The 14535-nt window shown below is 64.6% G+C and carries 9 protein-coding genes; 2 read left to right on the top strand and 7 right to left on the bottom strand.

Features of this window, described 5'->3' with window-relative positions; genetic code table 11:
- Positions 1-38: 38 nt before the first annotated feature.
- The 3 genes from U5760_RS26275 to wecB all read right to left on the bottom strand — a co-directional run bounded on the left by U5760_RS26275 (position 39) and on the right by wecB (position 5764).
- Positions 39-2210, bottom strand: coding sequence for a glycosyl transferase family protein (locus U5760_RS26275; protein ID WP_322015247.1), 2172 nt, complete (start codon positions 2208-2210; stop codon positions 39-41).
- On the bottom strand, positions 2207-4411 hold the full coding sequence (locus U5760_RS26270; protein WP_322015246.1) for a cellulose biosynthesis cyclic di-GMP-binding regulatory protein BcsB: 2205 nt from the start codon (positions 4409-4411) through the stop codon (positions 2207-2209). The genes U5760_RS26275 and U5760_RS26270 overlap by 4 nt, the downstream gene beginning before the upstream one ends.
- Positions 4412-4567: 156 nt before the next feature.
- Positions 4568-5764: a non-hydrolyzing UDP-N-acetylglucosamine 2-epimerase gene (gene wecB / locus U5760_RS26265; protein ID WP_322015245.1), complete on the bottom strand. Its 1197-nt coding sequence runs from the start codon at positions 5762-5764 to the stop codon at positions 4568-4570.
- A 1261-nt stretch (positions 5765-7025) separates the two neighbouring features.
- Between wecB and U5760_RS26260 the strand changes: the two genes are divergently transcribed.
- Positions 7026-7811, top strand: coding sequence for a DNA-binding response regulator (locus U5760_RS26260; protein WP_322015244.1), 786 nt, complete (start codon positions 7026-7028; stop codon positions 7809-7811).
- A gap of 431 nt (positions 7812-8242) precedes the next feature.
- Here the strand turns inward: U5760_RS26260 and U5760_RS26255 are convergent, their stop codons facing one another.
- Both U5760_RS26255 and U5760_RS26250 read right to left on the bottom strand, forming a co-directional pair.
- Entirely contained in the window at positions 8243-9568 is a 1326-nt protein-coding gene (locus U5760_RS26255; protein ID WP_322015243.1) for a DUF3443 family protein, read from the bottom strand.
- 158 nt (positions 9569-9726) lie between these two features.
- Complete coding sequence (locus U5760_RS26250) at positions 9727-10263, bottom strand: DUF2844 domain-containing protein (protein WP_322015242.1); 537 nt, start codon at positions 10261-10263, stop codon at positions 9727-9729.
- A gap of 375 nt (positions 10264-10638) precedes the next feature.
- On the opposite strand from U5760_RS26250, the gene U5760_RS26245 reads away from it, so the two are divergent.
- Positions 10639-11724: a porin gene (locus tag U5760_RS26245; protein ID WP_322015241.1), complete on the top strand. Its 1086-nt coding sequence runs from the start codon at positions 10639-10641 to the stop codon at positions 11722-11724.
- A 110-nt stretch (positions 11725-11834) separates the two neighbouring features.
- Here U5760_RS26245 and U5760_RS26240 read toward each other — a convergent pair whose 3' ends face one another.
- Positions 11835-13121, bottom strand: a complete 1287-nt coding sequence (locus U5760_RS26240) for a lactonase family protein (RefSeq protein WP_322015240.1) — start codon at positions 13119-13121, stop codon at positions 11835-11837.
- A gap of 13 nt (positions 13122-13134) precedes the next feature.
- A complete protein-coding gene (locus U5760_RS26235; RefSeq protein WP_322015239.1) occupies positions 13135-14505 on the bottom strand; it encodes a gluconate:H+ symporter in 1371 nt (456 codons plus the stop codon).
- Between the last annotated feature and the right edge of the window lie 30 nt (positions 14506-14535).

The following is a 14535-nucleotide window of genomic DNA, read 5'->3' as shown; positions in this document are numbered from 1 at the left end:
AAACGAACCGGCGGCGCCGCACCTGGAGTGGAAATAGGTCATCGTGAGGCTGGCAACTCGCCGCGCAAACGCTGCTGTTGCTGAATAACGGTCTCTAACGCCGCGCGTGAAATCACGTCGCGCGCCACCATGAAGTCGCCGATCCGGCCGTCCCGGTCGGGACGGTATTGCTGCAGCGCTGCTTCGAAAGCCTCGCGGCGCACCAAGCCCTGCTCGATCAGCAAATCGCCGATGAGGGGCACGCTGCGCACGTGCTCCGTGCCGGCCTCATGCTCCACGTCCCCGCTCCCGGCCATCGCGACTTCCACGCCGCGCAGCACGCGCAATCCCGTGACGATCTCCCCTTCGCGCACGATCTCCTGCACCACCGGCCCCGCGACGAGCGCGCCCAGTTCTTCGAGCACCGGTTCGGCCAGCAGGCTCGCGGTAAGCAGCACAGTGCGCCCGTGCCCGGGATCGGCCTGCGGCAGCACGCGGTGGCGCACGATTGCATCGAGCGGCAGCAGCGCTGCGTCTTCGTGCAGCGTCTGCGCATGCAGATGGCCGCGCGGCAGATCGGCCTGGAACGCGAGCGCTTCGGCAAGCGTCTCCTCGTCGAGCCAGCCCTTGGCCATCAGCACGCGGCCCAAAGGAATTTCGCGCTCCTGACTTTCTCCCAGCGCAGCTTCGAGCTTGCCCTCGTCGATGGCCTGCCACGACAGCAGCAGCTCGCCCAGACGCTGGCGCCGGTCCTTGAGGCCGTCCGCCGAGGGGAAGTCGTGCATGGTCTTGTCCCATGCGAGGCGCTTGCCCGTGGCAACGTGCAGGAGGAACATCTTCCAGGCGCGTGCCACGGCCATAAAGTTGATGAAATTCCCCACCACCATGCGCGGCACGGAAAGCACGCCATGCTCCCACCCGTACAGACGCGCGACGAAGTACACGCGCTGCACGACCCGCAACAGCAGCGCGCAGCCATTGGCCCACAGCACGGCGCGCAGCCAGAACGAGTCGGCGAACGGCGAGGCGATGAGCGGCGGCATCGTGCCCAGCAGGCCCGCAAGCCCAAACAGCAGGAACTGGATCACGAGCCCATAAGCAATGATCCCGACGAAGGCCGTGACGATGCCCTTGCGATCGCGGAACAGCAGATAGCGGTTGGCGAGCGACCCGCTCCAGCCGGTCTGCTTCCACCCCTGCAGGCCGATGCCGAGCGTCCAGCGCGCGCGCTGGCGGTAGGCGGTGCGAAAGGTGTCCGGGAAGAATTCGCGCACGCACAGCGGCATCGTTATGGTCAGCTCGCGCTCCTTGCCGAAACCGAACCAGGCCTTGCGGCGCGTGGCGAACTGCACGGGAAAGCGCGCGAAGATCGAGCGCATGCCCATCTTGCCGAGCCGCGCGCCCACGTCGTAGTCCTCGGTGAGGCTCTCGGTATTGAACGGCTGATTGTCGGTCTGCGCGCTGAGCGCCAGCAGCGCGCGGCGCGAGAAACACGTGCCCACGCCCGCCGAAGGCACCGCATTCACAAGGCTCTCGCGCACCACGAGGTCCTTCGCGTGCCATTCGGCGAACTCGTCCATATAGGTGCCGGCCACCAGCTCGAACCAGTTGCGCTCGAGCGAAGCCACCGGCAACTGGATCATGTCCTTGCGCGGCAACAGATAGTTGAAGAAGCGCAGCTCGACCGGATGGAGCACGTCCTCGCTGTCGTGCAGCACCACGCCGGCAAACTCGATGCCGGCCGCGCGTTCGTGCTTGAAGATCGCGGCGATCACCCAATTCAGGCAGTCGGCCTTGCAGGTGGGACCGTCGTGCGGCACCTCCACGCGGCGCAACTGCTTGTAGCGGCGGCGCATGCGCTCCACTTCGGCAATGGTCTGCGGATCGTTCGGATAGGTGCCGACGAAGATCACGTAGTTGCGGTAGTCCAGCACGCGCACCATGTCCTCGATCATCGCCGCGACGACGTCGTACTCGTGCCAGGCGGGCACCATGATCGCGATGGGCTGCTCGTTGCGCTCGTACAGCTGGGCGCGCGTGAGCGGCCGGTAGACGCGCTGCACCGTGAAGCGGCGATAGAGCGTGCGGGTCCAGTACCAGACGTCGATGAACAGGTCGTCGAGACTGGAGAGCAGGATCACGAGCGCGACCAGCACCGCTGCGTATTCGAGCCACTGGTAGTAGTGGGCCACCGCGTAGCCCACGTACCACTTGATCGAAACGGGGATCACGACCGGTCCCGGTTCCGGCGGCGCACGATGTTGGCCACCAGCACGAGCACGATCAGGAAGCCCACGAGCCCCGCCGGAATGCCCCACCACACCCAGCTGCGCGTGGTCCACGGGCTGTCGGTGTCGTCGGCGTCGATCGTCTCGCCCGGATGACGCGTGTCGAACTGGCGCAGCACGCCGCTGCCGTCGACGATCGCCAGGTCGCCGCGCGTGAGTTGCAGCGAAGCGGGCAGGATCGCCGGCGTATCGCCGATGCTCGAGTACGCAATGCCCGGCACGCTGCCCGACTTGACCGCCTCGATCACGCCGGTGCGGTTCAGCCCCGAGATGTCCGCGAGCATCGTGCCCGACGAATCGGTGAGTGAGAGCCGGTCCTTCGACAGACGCGCGACGCTCTTTTCGTCCGCGAGCGCCACATCGACCGCGAGAAACGCGCCCTTCGGGCTGGCTGCCGTGCCGGCGGGTGCCACGCTGAGGTCGGCGCGCAGAGGCGCGATGCCGCTGGCGTTGGCAAGGCGCGCTACGCGCGGCAGCGTCGCGACGGCGTTCTGCAAATACGCCGCGGGCACGATGACGTTCGCGTCCGTGGCGAAGCGCGCCACCATGCCGGTGAAGTCGTCATCGACCTTCGCGTCGGTCAGCGTGAGATGGCTGCTGGGCAACACGGCGACGGGATGCTCGAGGCCGCGCCGCTGGCAGCTGCCATCGGGCTGGCGCTCGAACACCACGCGCAGCAGGTTGACGGGTGCCAGCGCGTAGCGCGGCACGCGCGCCGCGATGCGCTGCGGCTTGCCGTTCGCATTGAGCAGTTGCGAGCCGATCAGCACGTCGTTGAAGTAGACCGAGGCGGTCTGCGCCGCGTTGTTCGCCGTCGGCGCGGTGGCCACGTCCAGCACCACCTCGCCCGGCAGCTTGCCGTCGCCCGAAGCCGCGCCGAGATCGAAGCTGGCGTCCCACGTCGCGCGGCCCTGCACATCGAGCGTGCGCGGCTCGCCGCCCAGCAGCGACAGCGCGATTTCATCGCCCTTGGTGTTCGGCGCGTTGTCGATTTCGTGCACCACGAGGCGGTTCGTCACGCCAATCGGGCGCCAGGCGCGTGCGAGGAGCGAAACACCGGCCGTGTCGCCCACCACGATCGCGGTCTGGCCGCCGAGATGGGCGACGCGCACCTCACCGGGTTCGAGCGGCGCGGCGACGGGACCGGTCGCGCTGTTGCGCCAGGCATCGAAGGCATCGCCCGCGTTCGGCGCGACGTCTGCCACCTGGGCGCGCAGCGCATCGAGCGAGGTCTTGAGCGCGGTACGCAGCGTGTCGTCGGCGACGATCACGTCGGGCGCGAAGGCCGCACGCGGTGCGAGCGCGATCAGCGCGCCCACTTCGGCCGGATTCGCCAGCTTGTGCGAACCGCCCGCAGCAAGCGCCGCGAAAGCGGGAATGGCGCGCAGCGACGCGGGCACGTCCACCTGGCCCAGATCCACCGTATCGCCCACCGCCGGCAACGCACGCGTGACCGGCACGCGGCCGTCGCGCTGCAGCAGCGCCTCGGTGCGCCAGCCCGCATCGAACGCGGCGGCGCCGAGTGCCGGCGAGCCGAGCATCACGACGGGATGGTCGGGCAACGCGCTCCACGCGCCGCGCAGATCGACGATGGCATTCGGGTCGAAGCGGTACGTGAGGCGCGAGGTGGGCGCGATACGCCAGACGTTGCCGATCGCCGTCTGGTCCGCGCAGAGGTTGTCGCTCAGCACCGACGACCAGTCGAGACCCACGCGCACGAAACCCGTCTTGCGTGGCGCGCCGTCCACGCCCACCGCCGCCGAGGCGTCGCCGCCGTCCTGGGTAGGCGTGTTCGCGAGCACCGGCGAGCCGTCGATCGACACCAGCAGAGTCACGCGGCCGCCGTTGCCGCGCAGATAAGTACCGTCGATCTGCAATGCGGCGTCGGTGAGCGGCACGCCGGCGGGCACCGGCAGATACAGCTCCTGGCGCATTTCCGGCGCGCGCAGCACGATGGGCTCGCGAATACCGAGCTCGGCGAGCGACACCGTACGCGTGGCGAGCCGATTGCTGCCGATCTGGGCGAAGCCGCCGGCGAGGTCGACGGCTTGCTGCGCGTGAACGCTTGCGGAAATCAGGAACAGCGCAGGCAGCGCCTGCAGACGAGCGCGCGCAATCGCGCGCCAGGGCGTGACGGGATTCATGACGTTCTACACTCTCTATGTGCGTACCTGGCACGGCCCGGCCGGCGCGCATCGTTTGTGGGGGGAGTCCGGGCCGGCGTATCGCCTGACTCCGGCTCCCTTTCCTGGCAGTCCTACGGGTATCGGCGTGCGATACCTTTGTGCCCCACCACCGCGCTAATAAACGGCGTCGGCAAACGACGCGCGGGCGGCAGCGGGCACTGCGCCAGTCTCGCCTGCGTGGAATGGTTCGAAGGGGCGTCCTGTGAGCGCCGCGACGATGCGTTGCGATGCGTAGCCGTCGCCGTAGGGATTGATGCGGCGGGCAAACCCGGCGCACGCCCGCGCGTCGCCCAGCAGGCCGGTCACCGCGCTCACGATCGATTCGCGTTCCGTGCCGACGAGGCGCACCGTGCCGGCCGCCACGGCTTCCGGGCGTTCGGTCACGTCGCGCATCACGAGCACGGGTTTGCCGAGCGCGGGCGCCTCCTCCTGCACGCCGCCCGAGTCGGTGAGAATGATCGACGCCCGCTGCATCAACCGCACGAAGCCGAGATAGTCCATCGGCTGGATCAGGTGGACGTTGCGCGCCCCGCTCAGCGTTGCCTGCACCGGACCGCGCACGTTCGGGTTCAGATGCACCGGATAGACGATCTGCACGGCGTGGGTCTTCGCGAGATCGGCGAGCGCGCCACAGATGTTCGCGAAGCCTGCGCCGAAGCTTTCGCGGCGGTGCCCCGTGACGAGCAGGAGCGGCAGCGCACTGTCGAGAAACGGCAGGCGCGCGTCGAGCTCGGCGCGCAAGGCCGGCGTGTTGTCGATGCGTGCCGTGGTGAGGTTCAGCGCGTCGATCACCGTGTTGCCGGTCACGACGATGCGTCCTTGCAGCGACTCGCGTTCGAGGTTCGCCTTCGAGTTCGCGGTGGGCGCGAACAGAAGGTCGCTCACTACGTCGACGGCGCGGCGGTTCATCTCTTCGGGCCACGGCTGTTGCAGATTGCCGGTACGCAACCCCGCTTCCACGTGCCCCACCGGAATGCCGCGATGAAACGACGCGATGGCCGCGGCGAACGCCGTGGTCGTGTCGCCATGCACCAGCACCCGATCCGGGCGCACGGTGGCCAGCACGTCGTCGAGCGCCGCGATGAGTTTCGCGGCCAGCCCGTTGAGGGTCTGGTTGCCCGTCATCAGGGCGAGGTTGAAGTCCGGCGTGATCTCGAACAGGTCGAGCACCTGCTTGAGCATTTCCTGATGTTGCCCCGTCACACACACTACCGGTTCGACGTGGGCGCTGGCCTGCAGCTGTATGGCGAGCGGCGCCATTTTGATGGCTTCTGGCCGCGTGCCGAAAATCGACAAAATCTTCGTTCGCATGGTCTCTCTAGCTCTTTTCAATTTGGACGGCCAGGCCGACGCTTGCCGTCCACGTGAGGGACCTCCGCACCCGCCTCTCTAGCTCGGGAGGCGCTGCCCCGTTGTGAGCGCCCGTCTGGCGAAGCTCCGATTTACCCGCAAGATTTACATACCGCCCCGGGCCGGAATTTTCTTTGAACGGAAAAAATGTTTATTTCAACGACCCGTTGTTGGCAATCTGTCAATCCTTAACAATTACCGCTTCCCAATACCCATGGGCGAATCTGCGAAATATCCGAAGCGAACGATCATTCGATCATTTTTTGAAATCGCCGCTTTACATGCGAACGGGAATCGCCTTTGGCGCCGGGATATCGGCACTCCGGAAGATGGGAGGTGAGATAAATCGACGCAGGGTCTTTCGGAAGGCGATGTGATCGATGCACCCAGGGAAAATCCTGAAACGGCGCTTCGTCCTCTTGGGTGCCAACATCAAATCGCCTCATCCCGCCGGGGTCCGCCCAAGCCCTGTCAGCATTGGGTTTTAAGCCTATCCACGCGTGTAATGCGATACGCCGGGAAGCGCTGGCGCAATGCTTAAAATGGCTTTACTCGCTCAATCGCTGGTCGGTCACTAATAACGGATATCGAATAGCTCATTGACATTCGATATTCCGGGCGCAAACGTTTTTCACCCGGGAAAAGGCCAGCAACTGCCGGGAATCCCCTAAATTCATAGTATGAAAATACCCATCGGATACGGGCAGAAATTCACCGCTACCCATTCCCGCCCGGTTTGATTTTCCCGGCTACCCCTGCGGTAACGTTTGATGATGGAATGCAGTCTGATGCATAATTGCGCAGCGCCATTTCAGTCTGACCAGCGGAAACAATTGGCATTGCCTGCATCAATTCCGTTTTTTCAAACAGGGCGAAGTTTCAGAAGGCGTTTGCCGCGCGTTTCGGCGTAACAGCGGAAAAGGCGCGCCAGCAAGACCGCTCCGTGGTGTCGGCAACAGACGCCGCCACGAGTTTGTCGAATCATTCTGGAGCGTTCGGTACGGGGCGCAGCGACCGGCCTCGCGTGCCGGCTCAGCACCCGGCCCCTGCTTCGGGCGAGACGGCCACCCCGGCCGCCGCCACCGCGTGACGCGTCCACGCGAGCAACGCATACCTACAAAGACTGCCATGAGCTTTCCATACCAACAGCGACCGGCCTGCGAGCCGAAAGTCGAGGGGCATGCCGCATCGTCCAGCCCACCGAGATTGACAGCATTGCACCATGTTCGAGGACAAACACATACTTCTGGTCGATAACCAGCCCGACGACCTGCATCTGCTCATCGCAGCACTGCGCAACACACGCTGCCGCATCAGCATCGTGTTCGACGGCGAACAGGCCTATCATCGCGCCCAGGCTCAACAGCCGGATCTGATCGTAATGGACGTGAAGATGCCGCGCATGGACGGGCTCTCCGCCTGCCGGCTGCTCGCGGCCACCCCGGCCACGCGAACCATCCCGGTCATCCTGCTGACGGCTACCGACGACCTCGCCACGCGTCTGGACGGCTTCGACAGCGGTGCGGTGGATTTCGTGACCAAGCCCTACGAACCGGCGGAGATGATCGCACGCATCCGCGTTCACTTGCGACGTTCCGCTCATGCCGATTCCCACGCGTTGCCGGATCTCGGCCATTCGGCGGACGCTTCGCTCGTGCGCGCGGCGCTTCAGTATCTGGCGGCCAATCTGAGCGATCCGCCCTCGCTCGACAATCTGGCCCGGCGTCTCGGGACGCACGAGAAGCGGCTGTCGCGCGCCTTTCGCGAACACCTGGGCCAGAGCGTGTTCGAGCACCTGCGCGAGAAGCGGCTCGATCAGTCGCAATACCTGCTGGCTTATACGTCGCTCAGCATTGCGGCCATTGCCGATGAGACCGGTTTTTCGAGTGCGGCGAATTTCGCTACGGCATTCCGTCGTCGCTTCGTCAAGACGCCTTCTGAATACCGGCGGGAAATGCAGCAGAATGCAGTGGGCCAGCAGGAGCCGCTCGAAGCGATAGAAAAGTGATGCGTGGCACGCCAATGCGCATTCATTCTTTATTGCGCAAAAAAAAAGGACACCCCTGAAGGCGTCCTGAAAGAGGGCTCTACATTTTGCCTGTCCACAGGCTCGATGAGCCCATGTCCAAGCCCGGCCAGTGTGCCGTCCAGGCCGGGCCCGGTCAATCGATTTCCGGGAATGAAAAGAATCAGCCGCGGAATCAAACATCGGCAATACGATCGGCTTTCGCTATACCGGGGCTTCAAGAATATTAATGGCTTTTTTCAGCTGTCCGTCTAAACGTTCTTTATTGGATTTATCGAAACCGACTCGCATCGCCGTACTGATCGAGTCGCCATGATAGGCCCTACATAACCTGGAAAATTACTTCGTAGTGCAATATTTTTTCGATAAAAAAGAGGATCCGCCGTGCGGCGGATCCTCTCAAGGTCTCTACATCAAAGCGAACCAATCGCCGTAAACGGCCCCGCCTGCCCCAGCGCGGTTTGCCCCTCGTTGAGCACGGCAATTGCGCGCCCGAAGAAGAACGGCAGCCCGAAATCGATGGCGCCGGTATAGCCGGTACCGGCAATGTTGTTGAACGCTACGTCGTTCGGGTAGCTATTGAAGAGCGTCTGCGCATTGGCGATCGAAAAACTCTCGCCCAGCGGCACGCCAGTGACCGACGCCATGGAGACGGTCCGGGACAAGGTGCCCGACGGGCAATAAAAGTCGTTCGACGACGAGCAGCGCGGAATCGTTGCGTCGTTCAGGAAGAAGAAGTTCGAGCCGCTGTCGATGAAGCTGTCCGGATAGAGCGCGCCTTCGTACGTCACCACGTTGTTGAACGTGTTCGGATCGGTCTGCAGCACGGTGGCGCCGGTCATGGCGTTATTGGTTTGCGTCGCCACACCGAAATAGAGCGTACCCGACACGGAAGTCGCGCCCGTGGTGCCGATGGCCGGCAGGCTGAGCACCACACCGTTGTTGTCCTGCGCGAAGCTGGAGACGAGATTCTGCGCCTGCTGCGCCAGCGGCACAGCCGTGCTCTGGCACGTGCCGCCCGCACACGCATAGTAGGCCGGCGAAATCGCCTGCTGGGCGCACGCCGTGCCGCAATCCTGCAAGGCTGCCGAAACGCCGATCACACCGTTTTCGCCAAACTCGGCCGGCGTGTTATCGGACGTGAGCGTGCCGTTGTCGCTGCAGTCATTCGGCACGTTGCCGATCGAGGTATCGCCGAAAATCTGCAGCGGCTGCGACGAAGCCGACTTCGGCCCAAGCGTCACATCGGCCACGCGCATCGATCCCCACGTATAGCCGTCGAGGAACTGCTCGCAGGAGCCGAGTGCCGAGCCGCTCACCGTTTCCTGCGGCAGCGCGGAAAGCAGTTGCGGGCTCAACGCCGCGCTTGCAATGCGCACGCCGGTCGAGCCCGTGTCGATCAGCACGTGGTCGATCGTCTGGCACACGTTCGTGCCGGGCGCGCAGATCTGCACGCTGACTTCAGGCTGGTTCGCCCCATTGCCGGCCACGCCGTTGCCCACCACGAGCGCCATCGAATTCGCCTCGATGGAGCCGTTCGTGCCGCCCGTCGGCGTATTGCCGCTCCCCGCTCCAGAGGACGACGAGCCATTGCTCGACGACGACGAACTGCCGCCCGCGCTGCCCGACGATGCACCACTCGCACCACTTGCGCCGCTCGCGGTACCCGCGGCGTTGTTCGTGGCGGAACTCGATCCGCCGCCACCGCCGCAGGCGCTCAACACCAACGCGGTCGCCACGCAGACGGCAGCGATAGCACCACGCCCACCAGGCAACCATGCCCAGCCACGCTTCGTAGAATTGGAATCCGTTGCGCCCGCACCGATCTCGGCGCACTGCCCCGTTTGCTGTGCCATGTTCACTTTTTTGTTTTTCGGGCGCTATGCCCGTTGAAGATTCAGGTACCCGAAACAATCCCCAGCGCATCGGGCTTCATGCCCGCAGGCAGCTTTTGCGGCAGCCACGCAATGCCTGCCGAATAGCGCTGGCGCACGATGGCGCGCGCGGCGAAGTCCCCGCCCGCCAGCGACGTCACGCTATGCGAGCCCAGGCCGGCCTTGCGCATCAGCCGGGCGCTCTGCGCCATCTGTGTGGCGTAGCCGGCGCCGAGCAGCGTCGAGAGTTCCGGGCGGCGCGGGCCGCGCCACGCCACGGCGAACACGAGGCCATCCGCGCCCACGTACTCGCGCTCGACCGTGCCGTCGGCGAGCGTCGTCTCGCGCGTGCTCCATACCGAAGAGGAAGAAGCGTTTGCGGCACCCCCCGCCGTGTTATCCGTGGCGTTTGCCACCTCTCTCGCCCGGAAGGCCGACTGCGCGGCTGTTTGCGGCGCGGCAGCGGAAAGCGTGGGCATCCCGCCGAGTTCGGCAAAGGCCGCGGGCGTCATTCCGGCCAGCCCGAGAAGCGCAACCCCGGCGACCGCGGCGGCAGACAACAGACGGCTTCGGGCGACGCGTATGCATCGCGCCTCTCGCACGCATTTCATGAAAGATTCTCCAGACAAAAGACGCCGGATTTTAACCAGATATCCCGGGGACGTGCATCCGGTCTTTGTCGGGTATATGGGGAAAACCCGTGTGTGCCCGCAGCCACGGGCTTTCCGGCGCCCCTGCGAAACAACGCCCCCGATAATCGGAAGTCAACTGAATGTTGCGGGAGGGCGACAACCGGACGAATTAATTACAACATTTAATTTAATGGAAATATCATCCCGTCCGTTCGGTCGCCGGAAATTGCCGGCGTATTCGATTCAATTGCAATGCTGGCGATTGCGTCCGCGCGACGCCGGCGAACAACGTCGGGGACACATATGAAGAAAACAGCAGTCGCGGTCGGTGCCGCCCTCCTTGCCCTCTCAGCTCAATCCGCCTTTGCGCAAAGCTCGGTGACGCTGTACGGCCTCGTCGATACGACAGTGCGCTACCTCACCAACGCCAACTCGAACAACGACAGCCAGGTCGCCATGGGCGAAGGCGTCGAAACGCCGAGCCGCTTCGGCTTGAAGGGCACGGAAGATCTCGGCGGCGGCACGTCGGCGATCTTCAAGTTGGAAAACCAGTTCCAGCTCTGGTCGGGCAAGCTCGACAACAGCAGCAACCAGCTGTTCCAGCGTAACGCTTACGTCGGCCTTTCGAACACGCAGTACGGTACCCTGACCCTCGGTCGCCAGCAGACGCCCTTCTTCGACATGATGGGCAACATCTACGATCCGCTGACCGTCGCCGACTTCTGGCAGGACAGCTGGGCGTATAACCCGGTCGGTCCGTTCCTGTTCACCAACAGCTCGATCAAGTATCAGAACGACTTCGCCGGCCTGCATGTGGAAGGCATGTACGGCTTCGGCGGCGTGCCGGGCAGCACGGGCGAAAACAGCATGTACGGCCTCACGGCTTCGTACACGCTGGGCCCGATCCAGGCCATGGCGGGCTGGCAGCAGAACGACGTCTCGGGCAAGAAGTTCAACATCGGCAACCTGGGCGTCGTCTATACCGTCACGCCGACCATCAAGCTGCTGGCAGGCTGGCTGCACTCGCAGGATCAGACCGGCACGGTCGATCTGGCTGAGCAGCAATCGGGCGCACCGTCGCTCGCGCACGTGAGCCCGAACCGTATCGACGACAACTTCTACGTGGGCTCCACGTGGCAGGTGACGGCACCGCTCGCGCTGACGGCAGCAGGCTACTACGGCCACGCCCGCAACGCGGCAACGCTCGACGGTGCACTCGGTGTCGGTATCAACTACTCGGCAACGCTGCTGGCCGAGTACTCGCTCTCGAAGCGCACGGAAGTCTACGGCACGGTCGACTTCACGCGTGGCACGGGCGCCTACCTCGCGGACTACCCGGGCCGCAACAATCAGACCGGCGTCGCTGTCGGCCTGCGCAACATCTTCTGATCGCGCGTCCGGCCAGGTGCCGGACCGGTGGTGTCAGACGCAAACCGCACACGCTGTTGCAGCGTGTGCGGTTTTTTATTTCCGATCCGAAAATACGCAGCCCATCAAGGCTACACCGCGGCAAACGCGATATCCGAAGGGCTGCCCACCGCGACATACGTGCCGGTAAAGCGCAGCTTGCCGCTCGCCTTGTCGGCCGCGAAGATGGCGATGTGATCGCTGCGCTGGTTCAGCGAATAAAGGAAACGCCCCGTGGGATCGAAACGGATCACCCGCGGATAGTCGCCGCCAGTGTGGATTTCGCCGATCCAGTGAACACGTCCGTCCGCGCCGATGCCGAACTGCGCGATCGTGTCGTGCAACCGGTTGGCCACGTAGATGAAGCGCGCATCGTGCGAGAGCAGGATTTCCGATGCGAAACTCGTGCCTTCGTAGCCTGCTGGCAAGGTGGAAACCGACTGGAGTGGCGTCAGCGTGCCGCGCGCAGCATCGTACCCGTAAGTCACGAGCGTCGAAGCCTCCTCGGTCACTTCGTACAGGTAGCGGCCGCCCGGATGGAAAGCAACGTGGCGCGGCCCCGCGCCGGCCGATGCCGCCACGAAAGGCGGATCGTTCGGCGCGAGGGCGCCGCTCGTCTGGTCGAATTTCCACTGATAGGTTCGATCGACGCCCAGGTCGGTCGAGATCGCAAAACGGCCGTCGGGCGAAGGCACGATCGTGTGCGCGTGCGGACCGTCATGGTCGCTGATCGCGAAGCTGCCCGGCACCCCTTCGGCCGCATGCTGCGCGCCGGCCGGAGCCTGCGGGGCCTGCACGGAAACCGCTTCGCCCAGCGTGCCGTCGCTACCCACCGGCAGCACTGCGACGCTGCCGCTCACATAGTTCGCCACCAGCAGGAAGCGGCCGTTGGGATGCAGGCTCAGATACACCGGGCCCGCGCCCTGCGAATTGACCGTACTGAGCAGGCGCAGCGCACCCGTGCCCGGTTCGATGGCGTACGAACTGACTGAACCGTTCGTCGTGCCGTTGTAGTTCTTGACTTCGCTCACGCTGAAGAGAAAGCGCTGTTGCGCATCGACGGCAAGCGCGCTCGGATTCTCGATACCCTGCACCGGCTCCAATGCGTCGAGCTTGCCCGTTGCGCGATCCACGCGAAAGCGGTGAATACCGAGCCCATGCGGCGTGTAGGTGCCGACAAAGGCCATGAGCGCCTTGCCGTCCCCGGCCGCCTTCATGGATGCCGCGGACTTACCCGCATCTGCCGCACGCGCGGAGGGCGCACCGGCCAGCGTGCCCATGGCCGAAACCGCCGCCATGGCACCCATGCTCTTCAACCACACGCGCCGCGCCGACGAACCGGGAAAACCTGGAACCTCGAGCTGCCAAACCTTGCTCATCGTTTGCCTCCTCCTAAATGACGACCGAAAGACCCAGCGTGAGCGCCAGCGCCACGACGGAAATGATCGTTTCGCAGACGGTCCACGTCTTGAAGGTCTGGGCCACGGTCATGTTGAAGTATTCCTTGACCAGCCAGAAACCGCCATCGTTCACGTGCGACAGGATCAGCGAGCCCGCACCCGTTGCCAGCACAAGCAGTTCGGGCCGCACTGCCGACGCCGTGCCGGCAGCCGCTCCCGCGATAGGTGCGAGGATACCCGCGGCCGTCGCCATCGCCACGGTTGCCGAACCCGTGGCGATGCGGATCAGCGCCGCCACGAGCCACGCGAGCAGCAGGAGCGGCACGTGGGCGCCCAGCGCGACATCGACGATGGCCTTCGAAGTACCGCTGTCGATCAGGATACGACCGAACCCGGCACCCGCGCCCACCACGAGCGTAATGCTCGCGGTGGGTGCCAGGCACTCGTTGGTGAATTTGAGGATCGCTTCGCGCCCGAAACCGCGCGCCGTACCGAACGTATAGAAGCTCAGCAGCACGGCGAGCAGCAAGGCCATATCCGGATGACCGATCAGGTGCAGGAAGTCGTTCGCCTTCGTCTTCGGCGCGACCAGCAGGTCGGCCCAGCTACCGACCAGCATCAGCACCACGGGCAGCAGCACCGTGAGCAGCGTGATGCCGAAGTCCGGCAGTGTCTGCTTGCTGCGCGCCTCGCCCTCTTCGACGAACTGCTGCGCAAGCGGGTTCGGGCCTTCGAGCACGACCAGGCGGCTGGCGAGCCCCGAGAACAGCGGCCCCGCAAGCACGGCGGTAGGAATGCCGACGATCAGCGCGTAGAAAATGGTCCGGCCGATATCCGCGTGATAAGCGGTCACGGCCAGCAACGCGGCCGGGTGCGGCGGAATCAGCCCATGCACGACCGAGAGTCCGGCGACCATCGAAATGCCTACGCGGATCATGGAGGTGCCGGTACGCAGCGCGACGTTGAACGCGATCGGGATCAGCAGCACGAAGCCCACTTCGAAGAACACCGGCAGGCCGACCAGAAATGCGATGCACATCATCGCCCAGTGCACGTTCTTCGGGCCGAACAATGCGATCATCGTGCGCGCGATGCGCTCCGCGCCGCCCGATTCGGCCATCATCTTGCCGAGCATCGTGCCAAGACCCACGACGATCGCGATATGGCCGAGCGTGCCGCCCACACCGGTTTCGAACGACTTGAGTATCGACGCCATCGGCATGCCCACTGCGAGCGCGAGCACGACGGACACGCCCATCAGCGTGATGAACGGATTGAGCCTGAAGCGCGCGATCAGCACGACGAGTGCGACGATCGCCACCAGTGCATAAACGAGGAGCAGGCTGCCCTGAACAGTCGCCATGGGGACTCCTGAAAAGAGGTGGGGAAAACC

Source organism: Paraburkholderia sp. J12 (assembly GCF_905220215.1).
Classification (GTDB): Bacteria; Pseudomonadota; Gammaproteobacteria; order Burkholderiales; family Burkholderiaceae; genus Paraburkholderia.
The sequence above is the reverse complement of the archived record's forward strand: the minus strand, read 5'-3'. Positions and strand labels throughout refer to the sequence as shown.

Coding starts and splice junctions, on each gene's coding strand:
- U5760_RS26270 (WP_322015246.1), bottom strand. CDS start 4,411: ATGAATCCCGTCACGCCCTGGCGCGCGATTGCGCGCGCTCGTCTGCAG.
- wecB (WP_322015245.1), bottom strand. CDS start 5,764: ATGCGAACGAAGATTTTGTCGATTTTCGGCACGCGGCCAGAAGCCATC.
- U5760_RS26260 (WP_322015244.1), top strand. CDS start 7,026: ATGTTCGAGGACAAACACATACTTCTGGTCGATAACCAGCCCGACGAC.
- U5760_RS26245 (WP_322015241.1), top strand. CDS start 10,639: ATGAAGAAAACAGCAGTCGCGGTCGGTGCCGCCCTCCTTGCCCTCTCA.
- U5760_RS26240 (WP_322015240.1), bottom strand. CDS start 13,121: ATGAGCAAGGTTTGGCAGCTCGAGGTTCCAGGTTTTCCCGGTTCGTCG.
- U5760_RS26235 (WP_322015239.1), bottom strand. CDS start 14,505: ATGGCGACTGTTCAGGGCAGCCTGCTCCTCGTTTATGCACTGGTGGCG.